Consider the following 14,602-nt stretch of genomic DNA (forward strand, 5'->3'; position numbering starts at 1 on the left):
GGCGAGCGTGGTCGTGGCGGCTGGACAGAACCCGTCCGCTGACGGCATGGGTTTCCGGCACGACAAGATGCCAATGCCGGTCGCTGGCACCGGCAACGGCTCGCGCCTTGGCATGTTCCACGATCAACGCGTCAGCGACATCGAAGCGGAATTCCTCGGCCAGCATTGATGCGGCCTCATGAAACTGCTCTCGGGTCATCTCGACGGCAGGGGCGAGAATCCAGTGCCTGACCGAGTAGGTGCGGCTGAACGCCTTGGCGTCCTTCACCGCGTCCTCGACATCGCCAACATGGCCCCGAATGACGGTGATGGATTCGTTGTCGTCGCCATCGAGGAGATGGCGCAGCAGCGGCCCCGCGCCTGCCGAAGTCCGAACCCGTGTGGACTTGATCAGCACCACTATCAGCGTCCCAGTGCGGTTTGAGCATCCTTGCGGGCCATCGACAGGTCCGCAAGGGCGTCTGCGGCCACAGAACCGGAAAGCGCCGCATTGACGCGGGCCTCGATGGCCGAAATGCGCTTGCGCAAGGCCACGACCTCAAGCATCTGCGTCTCGTTCAATGGCTCACGCATGCCGGTCATGGCGCGGATACCACGACGAACAATGGTCGAAACGGGAACGCCCTGCGCCTTGGCGTAGTCGTGGAGAACGGCCTTTTCCCTATCGGGAAGGCGAAGTTCAAGACGGCGGTTACAATCCATCACGATCACCTCTTCGGGGGTGCACGGGGGCCTGCCCCCTGCCTGCTGTCGTCCGTAAGGGCGACATGGCTGGCCCCCTATGAGCCAGCACCTTCCACAAGGTCTGATGGATATTCCTCAATTGCAACAATGCCGTACGGACAAAAGAGACATGTGCGCCAGCACGCTCTTCGGCAGACCATTCCTGCCGGCGGGCCAACGGGCCGAAGACGCCACATATCGGAGGCTCGATGGCCCGCCCGCAGCGAAAGCTGCGGATAGCTTCAACAGGCCGATGGACGAAATGTACCCATGGATGTACCCAGAAAGGGCAATGAAACCGGGCTTTCCCCGAACGCCCAGAAAACTCCTGTACCCAGGACGCCCCGGCTGAGAGTCCCTCTCTCTCCGCCATTCCTAAGCCATTGAAATTGCTGGACAGGAATTCCGCCACGCCCGGTTGCACTCCGGAAGGTGTACCGGTTGCACGCAAAGGCCAGCCCGGGCCTTAGATCCATCTGCCTGCAAATCTACGCAAAGATTCGGCTCTTTCGAAGAAGCGTATCAGCGGAAACCCCGCCGACGTCGACTTGCTTGCACTAGAGCATCGAAGCAGGAACCGGCGCCACAGCCGCCTTTGCCCGTGTGTCACGGTCACGGCTGCCTGCGAACACTAAAGCGAAAAATCTCTTCAGTGGGCTCGACCCCAAGGCCGGCGCCGGTTGGCACCAGATAGGCGCCGTTGGCGCAGGACATGTCGCCTTCCACATGGGCCAGGTTGCGGTCGAAAATGGAGTGTTGGTATTCGTGATAGGGTACGTTCTGCAACGTGGATGCCACTTGCAGGCTGGCCGCCATGAAGATGCCGATGCTGATCGAAGCATGGGGGATGACGTTCATGTGGAAGGCCTGCGCCATGCGGCCGATCTGCACGAACTCGGTGATCCCGGTGTGACCGATCTCGGGCTGGACGATGCTCATGGCACGGGCCTCGAAGCGCGGCCGGAATTCGTATGTGGTACGCAGTTCCTCGCCCAGTGCCAGCGGCACGCCGATACCCTGGGCGACGCGAACCTGACCCTCGAGGTTTTCCGGCTGCACCGGAGCCTCGGCAAAGTAGAGGTTGTGTGCTTCCAGACGACGGATCAGGCGGATGGCTTCGGCCGCCTCGAATTTCCAGTGCAGGTCGACCATGATGTCGATATCGGGCCCGAGCGCCTCGCGCAGCGCCGCCATTTCGGCAACGATGCCCTCGTCGGAAACCGCTGCCGCGAACTTGATGCCCTTGTAGCCTTTGGCAACCCAGTCGAGCGCCAGATCGCAGCGCTCCTTGATCGTGGCGCGGGGCAAGCCGGAGACATAGGCCGGAATGGTGTCGTGGCGACGCCCGCCCAGCAGGGTGGCGATCGGCAGGTTCAGCACCTTGCCGGTGAGATCGTACAAGGCGATGTCGACGCCGGCCAACGCATCCAGATAATAGCCGCCGAAGAACCCGCGAACACGCATCAGGTCGTAGAGATCTTCGTGGATCACCACGGCATCGGCGGGATCGCGGCCGATGATTACCGGCCCCAGCACGTCGTCGATGATCGCCTTGGTCGCCTCGGGCGCGACAATGCCATAGCACTCGCCCCAGCCGACCTTGCCGCTTTCGCCGGTGACCTTGACCAGCAGCGTCATGTCGGTGGACGGATAGATGGTGCGGTTGCCCTTGCGCACCAGATAGCCGCGCTCATTGATCGCCTCGCCGGCCTTGAGCGGCCCCAGATAGGGCACCTCGCGCGGGATCGAGATGATGAAGGTTTCAACCTTTACAATGGCATCGACGATATTGGGCATCAGACCGGCCTGTGACTGGAATATGGCAGGTCGGCGTCGGCCAGCAACAAGGCCAGTTCAGCGCGATCGCCTTCATCGAATTTCGGCCCCTTGCCGCGCACGAACGTGTGCTTGATGACGCCTCGGCGCCGCAGCACTTCCTTGGTCATGTGCATGCGGAAAATGGCCTGGAAGTTCAGCAGCGGCAGCGAGACATTGTAGAGCTTTCGCGTGGTGGCGACGTCGCCGGCCTGCCAGGCATGGATCATCTGGGCATGGATATCGGCCAGTTCGGACGCCGGCATGGTGCCCGCGGCACCGCGCGCCAGTTCGTCGGTGACATAGCGCCCGCCGGCCCCGCCGAAAATGGCATCGACCGCGCCATCGGCAGCGGCCTTGATGCGCGTCAGGTGCTGGCCGCAGGGAGCCGTCTCTTCCTTGACATAGCGGATTTCCGGCACGGCTTTGGCCACCGCGGCGACTTCTTCCGGCGTCAGCCCGGCCCCGATCGGCTTGGGCTGGTTCTGGAGCATGATGGGCACCCCTGCCCCGGCGGCCACGGCTTTGAAATAGGCGATCTGGCCCTCGATATCATTGCCGATACCGAAAGGCGCGATCACCATGGCCGCCGCGGCGCCGATCTCGGCGCCCTGGGCGATATGGCTGGCGGCTACCGCGGGATCGGGATCGCTGGCGCCGACAATGATGGGGACACGGCCATCGATGCGCTCGGCCAGCAATTTGACCTGGCTGCGCCGTTCCTCGGGCGTCAGCGTATCCACCTCGCTGGCGACGCCGGGATAGACCACGCCGTCGACCTGGCTTTCGAGGACGAAGTCGATCACCGCCAGAAAGTCGGCCTGGTCGATGGCACCGTCATCGCGGAACATGGTGGGTAGCACGGGAAACGCGCCGGCGAGGGGTTTGGTCATTTTACGGCTCCGGCAGTGACGCCCTGGATGAAATAGCGCTGAAGGAACATGAAGGCGATGACGATGGGCAGCGACACCATCAATGATGCGGCCATGGCTCCGCCCCAGTCGGCATTGGTTTCGTTGAGATAGGTGAGCAGCAGGCCGGGCCCGATGGTCCGCTTGTCGTCCGACACGATGATGGTCATGGAATAGAGCAGGTCGTTCCAGCTCCACATGAAGGAATAGAGGAAGACCGTCACGATGGGCGGGATCGAGATCGGCATGATGATGGTGTGGAAGATGCGCAGGTCGCTGGCGCCATCGGCGCGCGCAGCGTCGATCAACTCGTCCGGCACTTGCGTGAAGTAGCTGTAGAGCATGTAGGTCGCCACCGGCAGCGCGAAGACGATATAGCTCAGGATGAGGCCCGGCCGCGTATCCAGCAGCCCCAGATTGCTCATCGTCGGATAGAGGCTGATGAGCAGCAGGCCGAATGGAAACATCTGCGCGCTCAGCATGAACAGCATGACCGGCTGACGACCGAAATAGCGATATTTCGCAAAGCTGTAGCCGGCATAGAGCGCCAGGAGCGTGTTGATGGTGGCGCTCGATCCTGACGTGATCAGGCTGTTGGCCAGATAGGTCAGCAGCTTGCTCTCGGCGATGGCCGACCAGTAATGGGCAAGCGTAAACTCCTGCGGGAACCAGGTCGGGATGACCCGATAGAGTTCGGCATTGCCTTTGAGCGAGGACGTGACCATCCAGTAGATGGGAAAGAAAAGGTAGAAGCCGATCAGCAGGAGCGTGAGGCCGAAGACGATCTTGGCGGTACGGCTGGACAGGTCGAACATCTCAGCGCCCCTTCACCAGTAGTCGCAGATAGAAATAGGCGGGCGGCAACAGGGTCACGACCCACAGCACGCCGATGGCCGAGGCCATGCCTATGTCCCATTGCTCAAAAGCCTTGCGATAGACTTCGATCGACAGCACCGCCGTGGCGCGCACGGGTCCGCCGCCGGTCAGGGCATAGATGGTGTCGAAGTCCTGCAGGCCGCCGATGACACCCAGCACGACCACCACGATCAGCACCGGCCGCAGGTGCGGCAGTATGTGATCGCGCAGGATGGCAAAGTTGTTGGCGCCATCGACGCGCGCGGCATCGAGCTGCTCGCCATCGACATTCTGCAGCCCGGCAAGGAAGAACGCCATGAACAGCGGGATCGAGCGCCAGATGCGTGTCAGCACCACCGCCACCATCGCGCCTTCGGGCGTCGACAGCCAGGCCTGCGGCACATCGATCAGCCCCAATTCCAGCAGCATGCCATTGATGACGCCGAAGCGGCTGTTGAAAATCCAGGCCCAGATAAAGGCGCTGACCGTGCTCGGCACCACCCAGGGCAGCAGCGTCAGCGCACGAATGGCGCCACGGCCACGAAACGGCTGGTTGAGGATCAGCGCCCAGCCCAGCCCCAGCACCAGCGTACCCGCGGTGGCGGTGCCGACATAGATCGCCGTCAGCAGGAAGGACTGCCAGGTGTCGGGATTGCTCAGAACTTCCCTGAAGTTGTCCAGCCCGACAAAGATGGGTTCGATCGTCTGCAGCGTGTCCTCGAACATCGAGAGGCCGAGCGCCTGCGCAAACGGATAGAGGATAATCAGCACGAAGGCGGTGGCCGCGGGCAGCAGCATCAGCATGCCGATACGGCGCTGCGCAGCCTGCAGCCCGCCACGCCGCGCATGGGGGGAAACCGGATAATCAAGGCGGCGACCGCCGGGCGGCGCGAGATCGGTCATCGTCACTTCTCTTGTGTGTCGGGAAAGATGAGCGGGCGCCGCACGTGTCGGGCGCCCGCTCCGGATCTGCTTACTGCGCGAAACCGGCCTTGGTCATCGAGGCAGCCATGCGCTGGCTCATCGAGGTGATGGCCTCATCGGGAGTCTTCTGGCCCAGCAGGGCAGCCTGCACCTCTTCGGCCAGGATTTCGGTCAGTTCGCCGCCATTGCTCCAGGTGCCAACCTCGTTGACCTGGGGATGGGCATTGTTCTGCGCCCAGGCGGTGAGATAGGCGTCATCGGCAACCACGGGGTTGGCGCGGGCCGAAATCGTGCCCGGCAGGGCGCTCTGTTCCACCGGGAACTGGGTTTGCACCGCATCGTCGCCAAGATACTTGACGAACTGCATGTTGGGATCCTTCTCGGTCGGCGGATTGCTCTGCGCGAACGAGATGATCAGGTGGGCCCACTGGATCGACACGGCCTCGTCACCCTCATGCACGACCGGAACCTGCATCGGCTTGACGTTGACGTCGAAGGCCTTGTCCTGGCCCGAGAAGCTGCGCAGGAAGGCACGCGATTGCGGCGCATCGAGATAGAAGGCGGCCGCGCTCTGGCCCACCAGGCGGCGGGCATCGGGACGGCCGATCTCGGGAGCAACCAGGCGCTCGTTCATCAGGTCGACGAGGAAGGTCAGGGCCTGACGGCTGGCATCACTGTCCACCACGACCTTCCCGCTCGGCTCGATCACGTGGCCGCCGAAATTGTAAGCCCACATCAGGAAGTCGACGAGGATGTCGCTATTGTTCTTGGTGGCCATGGCATAGGGCACCGAATTGGGCACAGTGTCACGGACCTTGATCAGGTCGGCCTTGAACTCTTCGACGGTCTTGGGCAGCTCGGTGATGCCGGCCTGGGTCAGCACCGCCTGGTTGGCCACCATGCCGATCGAGCCGGACATCAGCGGCAGCGCATATTGCTTGCCATTGAACTGGCCCATGGCGAGAGCTTCGGGCGCATAGGTCTGGGCGAGGTAATCCTTGCCGAACACCTCGTTGTAGTCGACGAGGCCCGGCAGCGTGCTGAACATGGGCAGCCAGCGTTCGGAAATCTGCGCGACATCGGGCAGCGTCTTGGAGCGGGCGCGCAGGAACATGGTCTTCTGCATGTCGCCGAAGGCGGTGCCGATAGGCTCGACCGTCAGACCGGTCTTGGTGGTGAAGCCGTCGATAATGCGATCGACGGAGGGCTTAGCCGAGTCTTCAGCGTAGCTGTAGCCCATCCAGCTCAGATCGGCGGCCTGTGCGGCCCCGACGGTGAAGATGCCTGCTGCCAGGGCAGTGGCCATCAGCTTGGTAATCTTCGTCACATTGTCCTCCCTTTATGGAACTGTGTTTCAAAGCAAAAAAGTCGAAGTACCGGCATTCCCCAGCGGGAAATGCCTAGATGACCCCTCCATCGACGATGAAGGTCTGCCCCGTGACCAGCCGCGAGTCGTCAGCGGCCAGGAACAGCGCCATGCGGGCGATGTCAGGGGGAAGCAGGTGCTCCTTGAGGCATTGGCTCTCAAGGTATTCGCGGAACTTGCCTTGGTAGATGGCCTTGGCGCGCACCACCTGCCGCTCGGTCAGAACCCAGCCCGGCGCGATGGAATTGACCCGGATGTTGCGCTCACCGACCTCACGCGCCAGCGACTTGGTCATACCCATCACCGCCGATTTAGCGGTGGTGTAGAAGATCAGGCCCGCCGCACCCTTCATCCAGGAGATCGAGCCCATATTGATGATGGCCCCGCCCCCGGCAGCCGCCATGCCCGGCAGCACCGCCTGCGCGGCGAAAAACTGGTGTCGTAAATTGGTCGCCTGCCGCTCGTCCCAATATTGGGGCGTCACGTCTTCGATCGGCATGCGGTCGTCGTTGCCGGCATTGTTGACCAGCACCTGGAAGGGGCCGGTTCGATCGGCGAGGCGCGTAATGGCGGTCCGCAGGGCGTCAATGTCGCGCAGGTCGGCGACTTCGTAGTACGGCCGCGTCCCGGTGGTCTTCTCGACGGCTTCGGCATGGGCCGCGGCGACCTCGCCGTTCAGCTCGATGAAGCCGACCTTGCAGCCCTGCCCGACGAAATGCTCCACCAGCGAGGCACCGATGCCCGAGCCGCCGCCGGTAATCAGCACGCTCTTGCCCGCAAGGCTGGGATAGCGCGCCGTCGCGACTTCGACCTTGGCGATCAGTTCGGGATGAATGGTCATAGTGCCTCCAGCGCCACTGCGCGGGCCGAAGCGATGGAACGGCCATCGGCGGCGAAGACGTGGATCATCTCGGGATCGAAGGCGATGCCGATGGGCTGGTTGCGCGTCACGGCACGTTCGCCCGACAGCCGAACGACCAGCATGTCCTCACTGCCGGCCAGCACAACATAGGCATAGGTATCGCTGCCCAGGTGCTCGGTCATGCTGACCACGCCGGTCAGGGCATGCGGCTGGGTGAGATCGACCAGTTGGAGATGCTCGGGCCGGATACCGATCTCCGTCGGCGCAGCCGAAAGACCCGCGGGGACAGTCACCTCCCCTCCCGCAACGGCAAACCGGTGTTCGCCCACCGCCCCACCGAGCGTCAGGAAGTTCATCCTGGGCGAACCGATGAAGCCGGCGACGAAGCGGTTCTGTGGCGTATTGTAGAGATCGAGAGGCGAGCCGACCTGCTCGACGCGGCCGCCATTAAGCACGACAATCTTGTCGGCCAGCGTCATCGCCTCGATCTGGTCATGGGTGACATAGACCATGGTGGTGCCCAGCCGCTCTTTCATGCGCGCGATCTCGATGCGCATTTCCACGCGCAACGAGGCATCGAGGTTGGACAGCGGCTCATCGAACAGGAAAATGCGCGGCTCACGCACGATGGCGCGGCCGATGGCGACGCGCTGACGCTGCCCACCCGAGAGCTGGCGCGGCTTGCGGTCGAGATAGTTTTCGATACGCAGCACCTTGGCGGCCTTCTCGACGCGCTTGTTGATTTCGTCCTTGCTGGTGCCGGCCAGGCGCAGCGCATAGCCCATATTGTCGGCCACCGACATATGCGGATAGAGCGCGTAGCTCTGGAACACCATGGCAATGCCGCGTTTGGCCGGAGGCACGTCGTTGACGATCTCGCCCTCGATGGCCATCTGCCCGACAGAGATCTCGTCCAGCCCGCAGATCAGGCGCAGCAGGGTGGACTTGCCGCAGCCGGAGGGGCCGACAAAGGCGACGAATTCACCATCCTCGACGGTAAGATCGATGCCCTTGAGGACTTCGGTGGCGCCGAATGACTTTTTGATGCCGCTGAGTTCGAGCTTGGCCATAATGGTCTTTCAATCAGCCGGCAAACATGGGGTCAGCCAGACCCTTGATGCCGGTATCGATGGCGAAGACGCTGCCGGAAAGCGGCGCGTCGGCGAGTTGGGCGGCCGAGAGGCGGATGCGGGCCGTCGTGACGAACAGGGTCTGCATATCGGGGCCGCCGAAGACACAGGAGGTGGGACGCGGTACCGGCAGGTTGATGACGCGCTCGACCTTGCCCTCGGGATCGTAGCGGGTGACGCACCAGCCATCCCAATGAGCGACCCAGACAAAACCTTCGGCATCCACGGTCAGCCCGTCCGGCTTGCCTTCGGAGGCGGGCACGGCAACGAAGGTCCGGCGATTGGCAATGGCGCCCGCTTCAAGGTCGAAGTCATAGGCATAGATCACCTGCTTGGCCGTATCGGCAAAGTAGAAGGTCTTGTCGTCCGGGCTCCAGCCCAGACCGTTGGCAACGTGGAAACCGCGATCCATTTCATAGGTTCGCCCGTCAGGATCGAGGCGCCACAGCCGCCCCTGATCGGGCGAAGTATCGATGGCCAGCGAGCCGGCCCAGAGCCGCCCCTTGCGGTCGCATTTGCCGTCGTTGAAGCGATTGCCCGGGCGGTCGGCCTCGGGCCGTGCAATGGTGGTGATGCTGCCGCTGGCCAGGTCCAGCCCGCGAATTTCGCCGTGCATGGCGGTTACGAACCCACCGCGCGTGCGGGGGATGATGAAGCCAACCAGCTCGGGCACCGGCAAGCTGGTATAGGTGCCCTGGACGGGATCGCCGGTATGCACGGCCGGCGCCAGAATATCGACGAAATAGAGCTTGCCGTCGCGCTGGGACCAATGCGGCCCCTCGCCCAGGAAGGTGCTCGCCGGGATCACGCAGCGCACGTCGGCTCGATCGACGCCCAGCGGGCGGGGCTGGATGCCAAGCGACATGGCGAACTCTCCGAAATTGCCGGATGTGCGGCGTGCTGCTTCAATGACTTCGCGCCCGAGCGCATGCAGGCGCTCAGCCGGCAGACGGAAGGACGGACCGATAATGCCGATGGCCCCGATGGGCTCGCCGCGATGGTTGAGGACGGGCGCGGCCACCGACGAGATCCCGATATTCTGCTCGTCGATGGAGACGGCATAGCCGCGCGCCTTCGTCAGATCGAGCTGGCGGATCAGCTCGTCAAAGTCCGTCGTCGTATGGGGCGTCAGGGCTTCAAGCGGGGTGTCGACCAGCAAGGCGCGCCTTTTTTCCAGCGACATATGGGCCAGAATGGCCTTGCCCAGACCGCTGGCATAGGCGCTTGCGCGGCTGCCGACGCCATTGTTGAGCCGCAGCGGCTGCGGGACTTCCCGCTGGTCGATATAAAGGACGCTGCCGCCATCCATCACGCCGAGCCGGATAGCCTCGCCGGTGAGGTCGCGCAGGCGCTCCAGTTCCGGCTCGGCTGCGCCGCGCAGGTCGAAATCGTCCCAGACCTTATGCGCCCATTGGAAGAGGCGCGTGGCCAGCCGATAGGTCTGGTTACGCGGGTCGAACCCCAGCAGCCGCTCTTCGACCAGCGCCTGCAGCAGCCGATGCAGCGTGCCCTTGGGCATGCCGGTCTGATCCAGCAATTCGGTAAAGCGCAGTCCGGCCGGCGTTGACGCCACGATGTCGAGAATCTGGATGCCGCGCGTCAAAGCCTGCACGCCGGGGGTCGAAGGGCTCTCCACCTCGACCTCCTTGTCCGGCACGATCGTGCTCGACTGGGGCTTGCTCATACTCTCTCCCGCCGCCGGTATTGCCCGGCTGATCGACCCAGGGCTCGTTGGCCGTGTTGCCAATCGCATATCTTGGAACTAAGTTCCATGTCAACACGCCAGGCGCGAACGGTCTCGTGCAGGAGGAAAAGTGCGCATCACCAAAGTTGACCATTGGCTGGTCAGAATGCCGTTTACCGAAGACATCTTGTGGGGTTCTGGGCGGCGCATCGGCACCACGAGGCTGGTCTGCCGTATCGAGACCGATGCCGGAATCATCGGCTGGGGCGAGACCATTTCGCTCATCGCCAACGTGCCGGCGGTCTTTGCCGACATCGTCGCGCCGCTGGCCATCGGCTATCAGGTGTCCGATGTGGAGCGCCTGCACCGCCACGTGCTGGGCGCTGGCTTCTATCACCACAAGCGCGCCGCCGTAATGGCGATCGCCGCGCTGGAAATGGCCATGTGGGACGCGTTGGGCAAGCAGGCCAAACTGCCACTTTATGCGCTCTGGGGTGGCAAGTGGCGCCAGGACGTGGAAGCGGCCGCCTATCTGTTCACCAACGAACCCAAGGGCCTGACCGAGCGCCTCCAGCGCTTTCTCGATCGCGGCTACGAGACGTTCAAGGTCAAAATCGGCTTTGACGAACGCACCGACATCACCCTCGCCGAAGCGGCTCGCGAGGTTATCGGCTCGCACCCGCTGCGCCTCGACGTCAACGGCGCCTGGCACCCCGGCACCGCCAAGCGGCAGCTGGAAAAGCTACGCCCGTTCGACCCCGCCTATGTCGAGCAACCCCTTGAGCTTGATGATCTGGCCGGGCACGCCGCACTCGTCGCCAACTCACCCGTTCCGATCGCCCTCGACGAAAGCGCCTATACCCTGGCCGATGTCGGCAACATCGTTCGCGCCAGCGCCGCCGACGTCGTCTTGCTTGATCCGCATGAAGCCGGCGGGCTGTGGCAGACCATCAAGGCCGCCGCGATCTGCGAAGCCGTCGGCATTCCGGTGACCCTGCATTCCGGCGCCGAGCTAGCCTTGTCGCAATCGGCCTATATTCACCTGGCGGCGTCCATTCCCAACCTTTCGCTCGCCATCGATACGGAGCGCGCCTATCTCGGCGGCGATATCAGCCCCAATTCCCCCATCCTGACCGATGGCCGCTTTGCCATCCCCGAGGAACCCGGCCTGGGCGTCGACGTCGATGTCGACACCCTTGAGCGCTACACCGTCGACGGCATCGCCGGGGCCTATCTCGATACCTCCCGCAAGGACTGGTTCCCTACCAAACCCGCCTACTGAGGCCCTATATGTACATTGCGATCGAGTGGACCTCGTCAGCGTTTCACGCCTGGCTCATGCAAGCGAACGGCGCTGTCGCGGCCGAACACCAGAGCCTCGCCGGCGTCAATTCCGTGCGAGACGGCTCTTTTGAAGCCTGCCTTCGCAGCGAAATCGGCGCTTGGCTGCCCCAAAGCAAGGCCATCCTGCTGTCAGGAATGGTGACAAGCCGCACCGGCTGGGTGGAAACCCCCTTCGCCATGACACCTGCCGGGGTCGCCGACATACTGGCTCAAGCCATTCGCAGCGACCTGCCCGACCTGCCGCCCCTCTATTTCCTGCCAGGCATAGCGCGCCTCGACCCGCTGCCCGACGTCATGCGGGGCGAGGAAATGGGCATTTTCGGACTGGAACTGCCGCTACCCCATCTTCTCGTGCTCCCAGGCGCCCACAGCAAATGGGTGCGAACCGACGGCCAACGCATTGTCGACCTGACCACGTACATGTCCGGCGAAATCCTCAATCTGCTGCGTCGGGATTCGCTGGTCTCCAGACTAATCCCGGCAGAATACGTGCCTAACGCCGCGGCCTTCGACCGTGGCGTTGAGATTGCGCGCGACAAGTCTCTATTGCGCGGAGGCGTATTGCAGCGCGTCTTCTCGGCCCGTTCGCTGGTTCTCTTCGACCAGTTGCCGCCGGCCGACATCGCCGACTACCTGACAGGCGTCGTCTTCGGTTCCGAGATCGTGGAAGCGCTGGCGGGCGAGGATCGGCCTGACACCGTTACAGTCCTCGGCGAGACACCCTTAGCGGCCTCGTACCGCCGCGCACTTGCGCAGTTTGGCCTTGCCAGCCCCTTGAGTAGCGGCCGGCCATATAATGGTTTCGCCAAGCTGATTGCCGCACTCGAGAGCCGGTAACACTCTTGGCCCCGATCACCCTGACTTCCGGGCCGTTGAGAGCGGTGGCGACGCCGGACGGCGGCGGGCTGCTTGAGCTGTCGATCGAACAGAATGGCCGTCACCACCATATCCTGCGCCCTGCGAGCGCGGCTCCGGCAACGCCGCTGGATCGGGCGATGATCGTCATGGCGCCCTGGTGCAACAGGATCGGGGGCGGAGGTGTCCGGGTGGGTGATCGATTCTATCCCATTGCGCCCAATGTCGACGGCTTTCCGATGCCCCTGCACGGCACGGCCTTTCAGAACTTGTGGGCGGTCGTCGATCAGCGAGACACCCATCTAGAGATGATGCTCGACGTCCCCGCAACCGACAACTTCAACTATCAGGCCCGGATTTCATACACATTGTCCCCGCCTGATCTGACCGTGCGGCTGACAGTCATCAACACCGGCCGCGATCCAATGCCTTTCGGCATCGGGCTTCACCCGTGGTTCGCAACCGACGACCGGACGTCCCTGCAGTTTCACGCAACAAAGCAGGTAATGACCGACGATTCAGGTCTTCCAACGCAGATCGGCAACCTCGTCGACGACTTCGGAATACCCCGCGAACTGCCCGATGGACGCATTGATCACTCGTTCCTGGGCTGGGACGGCTGCGCCAAATTGCGCAATGCCGACAGCGTCGTGACTATGCGCAGCACCGCACCGATCCTGCACGTCTTCTCTCCCGGCCCGTCCGCTGAGTTCTGTTGCCTCGAACCCCAGACCACCTTTCCAAACAGCGCCAACGTCGAACCCAACGGCACCAGTTTGCTGGCGGGCAACGCGAAGGCATCGCTCGCAATGACCATCTCGCGAATTCAAACTTCGGGATGAGAGGGCGGGAGATCTCATTGTCGAGGAAATGTCGATGCCCCTCCGCTGACAGTTTCCCCGTCGCGTTAGCTTCCGGGAACTACGCCAGTGCTTTCCCGTTGGCCGCCACGAGCTTGCCGCGCTTGAACACCTGCTTTCGAACCGGAGCAGCGACGACTGCCTCAGCGACCGTTTCGGCTTCGACAAGCACCAAGTCAGCCATGCTGCCCTTCGAAAGACCATAGTCGCGCAGTCCCAAGACGGCCGCGCCGCCATAGGTGCAAATATCCAGAGCCACCTCGATATCGGCATCCATTCGCCAATTGTAGCGCTGACCGATATGCATCGCCCGTTGCAGCATGTCGGCGTTGCCATAAGGCGCCCAGGTGTCACGGACGTTGTCCGAAGCGCCGGCGACGCGTACCCCCGCGCTGCGCAGCTCATCCGCCACCGGCACAGGGCGCGAAGGCGGCATTGAGGTTATGATCGCAATGTCGGCCCTGGCCAGCTTCTCGGTGAGCCCCGCCACCCGCCGCCGATCCTGCATGCCAAGGCAAAAGGCGTGGCTGATGGCAACCTTGCCCTCCATGCCCAGAGCCAGCGTGCGTTCGACGATCATCTCGGTCGTGACGGCACCTAGTTCATCGCCCTCGTGCAGATGGATGTCGATGGGCTTGGTGTGCTTGTCCGCCAATGCAAAAATAGTGTCGAGATGCCCCTTGGGGTCACGGTCAAGACCATAGGGATCGAGACCGCCGATGAGGTCGGCGCCGTTGGCCAGCGCCTCGTCCAGCAATTCCGCCGTTCCGGGGCGGATCATGAGCCCCGATTGCGGAAAGGCTACGATTTCGATGTCCATCACGTCCGCGTAGCGCGCTCGTGCTGCCAGCAGTCCCTCAAGCCCCTTGAGGCCGTGAACCGTGTCGATGTCGACATGGCTGCGCAGGCTAGTCGTCCCCATCGCGGCGCTGAGCGCAATGTGCTGTTCGGCCTGGTGCTCCGGGTTCAGGTCCCATTCGGTACGCAGACGGCGCTCGGTGGAAATCTTGTCGTCCAGCGTTGGCCCGGCCTGGTGCCCGCGCCAGGTCATTCCCCAAAGCGTCTTGTCGAGATGAACATGCGCATCGACAAGCCCCGGTATCACCAGAGCATTGCCTCCGTCCACGACGGTCTCGGCTGCGGCCTGCGCCGGCCCGATGTCGGCAATGCGTCCCTCCGTGATCAAAATGTCGGTGACGGGACCGCCCATCGGACGCACGTTTTTCAGCAGCAGGGTCATGGCAACATCATTCGTAGTTCGGTGGGGCAGCGC

At 63.1% G+C, this 14,602-nt stretch carries 13 protein-coding genes and 1 pseudogene; 3 read left to right on the forward strand and 11 right to left on the reverse strand.

Going from position 1 to position 14,602, the window contains the following annotated elements:
• Nucleotides 1–28: 28 nt before the first annotated feature.
• The 10 genes and pseudogenes from JNE37_RS22860 to JNE37_RS05640 all read right to left on the reverse strand — a co-directional run.
• Nucleotides 29–199, reverse strand: a pseudogene (locus JNE37_RS22860) (hypothetical protein); the annotation flags it as partial.
• 203 nt (nt 200–402) lie between these two features.
• The gene (locus JNE37_RS05600) at nt 403–702 is read right to left on the reverse strand and encodes a hypothetical protein (protein WP_203065595.1); all 300 of its coding nucleotides are present in this window, start codon (nt 700–702) and stop codon (nt 403–405) included.
• Between the two features lie 633 nt (nt 703–1,335).
• Nucleotides 1,336–2,520, reverse strand: a complete 1,185-nt coding sequence (locus JNE37_RS05605; RefSeq protein ID WP_203065596.1) for a mandelate racemase/muconate lactonizing enzyme family protein — start codon at nt 2,518–2,520, stop codon at nt 1,336–1,338.
• Nucleotides 2,520–3,431 carry a dihydrodipicolinate synthase family protein gene (locus JNE37_RS05610; protein WP_203065597.1) on the reverse strand — a complete coding sequence of 304 codons (912 nt, stop codon included), beginning with the start codon at nt 3,429–3,431 and terminating at the stop codon, nt 2,520–2,522. Before JNE37_RS05610 ends, JNE37_RS05605 begins: the two co-directional genes overlap by 1 nt.
• The gene (locus JNE37_RS05615; protein WP_035091302.1) at nt 3,428–4,264 is read right to left on the reverse strand and encodes a carbohydrate ABC transporter permease; all 837 of its coding nucleotides are present in this window, start codon (nt 4,262–4,264) and stop codon (nt 3,428–3,430) included. The genes JNE37_RS05610 and JNE37_RS05615 overlap by 4 nt, the downstream gene beginning before the upstream one ends.
• A 1-nt stretch (nt 4,265) precedes the next feature.
• Entirely contained in the window at nt 4,266–5,207 is a 942-nt protein-coding gene (locus JNE37_RS05620; protein WP_203065598.1) for a carbohydrate ABC transporter permease, read from the reverse strand.
• A gap of 70 nt (nt 5,208–5,277) precedes the next feature.
• Nucleotides 5,278–6,555, reverse strand: coding sequence for an ABC transporter substrate-binding protein (locus JNE37_RS05625; RefSeq protein ID WP_203065599.1), 1,278 nt, complete (start codon nt 6,553–6,555; stop codon nt 5,278–5,280).
• Nucleotides 6,556–6,628: 73 nt separating this feature from the next.
• Nucleotides 6,629–7,435, reverse strand: a complete 807-nt coding sequence (locus tag JNE37_RS05630; protein ID WP_203065600.1) for an SDR family NAD(P)-dependent oxidoreductase — start codon at nt 7,433–7,435, stop codon at nt 6,629–6,631.
• Complete coding sequence (locus JNE37_RS05635; protein WP_203065601.1) at nt 7,432–8,526, reverse strand: ABC transporter ATP-binding protein; 1,095 nt, start codon at nt 8,524–8,526, stop codon at nt 7,432–7,434. The genes JNE37_RS05630 and JNE37_RS05635 overlap by 4 nt, the downstream gene beginning before the upstream one ends.
• A gap of 13 nt (nt 8,527–8,539) precedes the next feature.
• Nucleotides 8,540–10,270: an SMP-30/gluconolactonase/LRE family protein gene (locus JNE37_RS05640; RefSeq protein WP_203065602.1), complete on the reverse strand. Its 1,731-nt coding sequence runs from the start codon at nt 10,268–10,270 to the stop codon at nt 8,540–8,542.
• A gap of 130 nt (nt 10,271–10,400) precedes the next feature.
• Between JNE37_RS05640 and JNE37_RS05645 the strand changes: the two genes are divergently transcribed.
• The 3 genes from JNE37_RS05645 to JNE37_RS05655 are packed head-to-tail and all read left to right on the forward strand — an operon-like array spanning nt 10,401 to nt 13,311.
• The gene (locus JNE37_RS05645) at nt 10,401–11,552 is read left to right on the forward strand and encodes a mandelate racemase/muconate lactonizing enzyme family protein (RefSeq protein ID WP_203065603.1); all 1,152 of its coding nucleotides are present in this window, start codon (nt 10,401–10,403) and stop codon (nt 11,550–11,552) included.
• A gap of 8 nt (nt 11,553–11,560) precedes the next feature.
• A complete protein-coding gene (locus JNE37_RS05650) occupies nt 11,561–12,451 on the forward strand; it encodes a 2-dehydro-3-deoxygalactonokinase (protein ID WP_203065604.1) in 891 nt (296 codons plus the stop codon).
• 5 nt (nt 12,452–12,456) lie between these two features.
• Entirely contained in the window at nt 12,457–13,311 is an 855-nt protein-coding gene (locus JNE37_RS05655) for an aldose epimerase family protein (RefSeq protein WP_203065605.1), read from the forward strand.
• Between the two features lie 79 nt (nt 13,312–13,390).
• Here JNE37_RS05655 and JNE37_RS05660 read toward each other — a convergent pair whose 3' ends face one another.
• Nucleotides 13,391–14,569 carry an amidohydrolase family protein gene (locus JNE37_RS05660; RefSeq protein ID WP_182398446.1) on the reverse strand — a complete coding sequence of 393 codons (1,179 nt, stop codon included), beginning with the start codon at nt 14,567–14,569 and terminating at the stop codon, nt 13,391–13,393.
• Between the last annotated feature and the right edge of the window lie 33 nt (nt 14,570–14,602).

The organism is Paradevosia shaoguanensis, assembly GCF_016801025.1.
Classification (GTDB): domain Bacteria; phylum Pseudomonadota; class Alphaproteobacteria; order Rhizobiales; family Devosiaceae; genus Paradevosia; species Paradevosia shaoguanensis.

Coding starts and splice junctions, on each gene's coding strand:
- JNE37_RS05600 (WP_203065595.1), bottom strand. CDS start 702: ATGGATTGTAACCGCCGTCTTGAACTTCGCCTTCCCGATAGGGAAAAG.
- JNE37_RS05605 (WP_203065596.1), bottom strand. CDS start 2,520: ATGCCCAATATCGTCGATGCCATTGTAAAGGTTGAAACCTTCATCATC.
- JNE37_RS05610 (WP_203065597.1), bottom strand. CDS start 3,431: ATGACCAAACCCCTCGCCGGCGCGTTTCCCGTGCTACCCACCATGTTC.
- JNE37_RS05615 (WP_035091302.1), bottom strand. CDS start 4,264: ATGTTCGACCTGTCCAGCCGTACCGCCAAGATCGTCTTCGGCCTCACG.
- JNE37_RS05620 (WP_203065598.1), bottom strand. CDS start 5,207: ATGACCGATCTCGCGCCGCCCGGCGGTCGCCGCCTTGATTATCCGGTT.
- JNE37_RS05630 (WP_203065600.1), bottom strand. CDS start 7,435: ATGACCATTCATCCCGAACTGATCGCCAAGGTCGAAGTCGCGACGGCG.
- JNE37_RS05635 (WP_203065601.1), bottom strand. CDS start 8,526: ATGGCCAAGCTCGAACTCAGCGGCATCAAAAAGTCATTCGGCGCCACC.
- JNE37_RS05640 (WP_203065602.1), bottom strand. CDS start 10,270: ATGAGCAAGCCCCAGTCGAGCACGATCGTGCCGGACAAGGAGGTCGAG.
- JNE37_RS05650 (WP_203065604.1), top strand. CDS start 11,561: ATGTACATTGCGATCGAGTGGACCTCGTCAGCGTTTCACGCCTGGCTC.
- JNE37_RS05660 (WP_182398446.1), bottom strand. CDS start 14,569: ATGACCCTGCTGCTGAAAAACGTGCGTCCGATGGGCGGTCCCGTCACC.